2 protein-coding genes are annotated in these 2,283 nt (G+C 60.3%); both read left to right on the top strand.

The window, feature by feature from the left end; genetic code table 11:
• On the top strand, positions 1 to 922 hold a 922-nt coding region (locus AC1DT3_RS18440; RefSeq protein WP_477466679.1), incomplete at its 5' end, for a bifunctional aspartate transaminase/aspartate 4-decarboxylase.
• Positions 923 to 1,030: 108 nt separating this feature from the next.
• Positions 1,031 to 2,283 (top strand): aspartate-alanine antiporter-like transporter (locus tag AC1DT3_RS18435; protein ID WP_477466678.1); only part of this gene is annotated, 1,253 nt, incomplete at its 3' end.

Below are 2,283 nucleotides of genomic sequence, written 5' to 3'. Positions count from 1 at the left end.
CCCGAAGGTCAAGGCGTTGTTCCTCGTCAATCCGGCCAATCCGAGTTCCGTCGCGATCTCTGCCGAAGGGATCAAGAAACTCGTTCGCCTCGTCGAAGAAAAGCGGCCGGATCTGCTCATTCTCACGGACGATGTCTATGGCACTTTCGTGCACAATTTCCGTTCCCTCATGGCCGACCTTCCGCGCAATACGATCGGCGTGTACTCATTCTCGAAATACTTCGGCTGCACGGGATGGCGACTCGGCGTGATCGCCATCCATCAGGACAACATCATCGACGAGATGATCAAGAACCACCCGAAGGACGTGACGGATCAATTGAACGTTCGTTACGGGTCTCTGACGCTCGAACCGGAGAAGATGAAATTCATCGATCGCATGGTCGCCGACAGCCGCGACGTGGCGCTCAACCACACTGCCGGCCTCTCGCTGCCCCAGCAGGTCCAGATGACGCTGTTCTCGCTTTTCCAGTTGATGGATAAGGAGGAGCGGTATCGCAAAGCGACCATGGAGATCTGCCACCGTCGCGTCGCCGCCACGGTCGAAGGACTCGGCATCGATCCTAAGACAGGCACGGGACCCCTCTATGCAGCCTATTACGGCATCCTCGATTTCGAGTACTGGCTCGGAAGGAATCTCGGCCAGGACGTGGTCGATTTCTTGAAGCAGCATTATCATCCGCTCGACATCGTGTTCCGCCTTGCACAGGATCACTCGCTGGTTCTTCTCAATGGTGGTGGCTTCGATGCTCCCAACTGGTCGGCTCGCGTGTCCTTCGCGAACTTGCCCGACGACGTCTATGACGACATCGGACGCATCGTCCGTTCAGTTGCGGCGGTCTATGTCGAAGCCTATCGGTTCGCCAATAAGGACAAGACGTTCTCACCCGGCGCACCGGGCGCCAAAGAACCTGCAAAGTAGTAACGATAGAGCCCTGCGGAGACGTTCTCCGCAGGGCTTTTTCTTACTGCGCGACAGCGCGCATTCGCCGCCCACCGACGTTCCTGCCCCAATTCGAGGAACTGCGCCATGATTGAATGGCTTTTCCAAACGCTCCGTACCTACCCGGAAATCGCGATCTTCCTGTCGCTTGCCCTCGGCTATTACTTCGGCAAGTTCACCTTCAAAGGTCTCGGGCTCGGCGCAGTCACAGCAACGCTGCTCGCTGCCATCCTCATCGGACAGATCGGCATCACGGTCTCTCCCACCGTGAAGGCCGTCTTCTTCCTGATGTTCCTGTTCGCGATCGGCTACGGAGTCGGCCCGCAATTCGTGCGCGGTATCGCACAGGACGGCCTGCCGCAGGCGATCTTTGCCGTCGTCATCTGCGTGCTCTGCCTCGCCACGGCCTACATCGCCGCGCGTATCGCGGGCTATGATCTCGGCTCGGCCGCTGGCCTCTATGCCGGCGCTACGACCATATCGGCATCGATGGGATTGGCAACGGACGCCATCAATCGTCTCGGCCTTCCCGCCGAGCAGACCAAACAATTGCTCGACGCCATGCCCGTTGCGTACGCGGTGACCTACATTTTCGGCACGATTGGTTCCGCGATCATCCTCGCTATCGTCGGCCCCGCGCTGCTCGGCGTGGACCTCGCCGAGGAGTGCAAGCGCTACGAGGCGGAGCATGGCGGTAAGAAGGAACTGGGCGGGCCCAACAGCGCGTGGCATCGTTTCGAGTTGCGTGCCTTTCGCATTCGTGACGGCGGAGTCATCGTGGGTAAGACCGTACGTCAGGCGGAGTCGCTCGTGCCGGAAGCCCGCGTCTTCGTCGAACGCGTTCGGCGGGGTGGCAAGATCCAGGACGCGACGGAGGACATGGTGCTGCAGGCGGGCGACATCGTCGCCGTAGCCGGGCGGCGCGATATTCTCGTCAGTCTCGTTTCACCACCACCCGCATCGAGCAACATGGCCATCGTCGATGCCGGCGACGGACTGCTCAAACTGCCCGACGGCACGGAAGYCCCGCGTGCCGACGAAGTCGATGATCCGGAACTGTTGGCGGTCCCCGTGGGGGGTGTCGATGTCTACGTCACGAATGCCAAGGCCAATGGGATGACCTTGACGGAATTGTCGCAATGGCCATCGGCGCACGGCGTTTTCCTGCGCAAGATCACGCGTGGCGCGACAGCGACGGAGATCCCGATCCTTCCCGATACGAAGATCCATCGTGGAGATATTCTGACCATCGTCGGCCGGACCCAGGACACCGATGCGGCAGCGAAGTCTCTTGGTTACGCGGACCAGGCGACGGATGTCGCGGATGTGGCCTTTATCGG

This window comes from Microvirga sp. P4_G7 (assembly GCF_056401005.1).
This window is presented reverse-complemented; position numbering and strand designations above follow the sequence as displayed.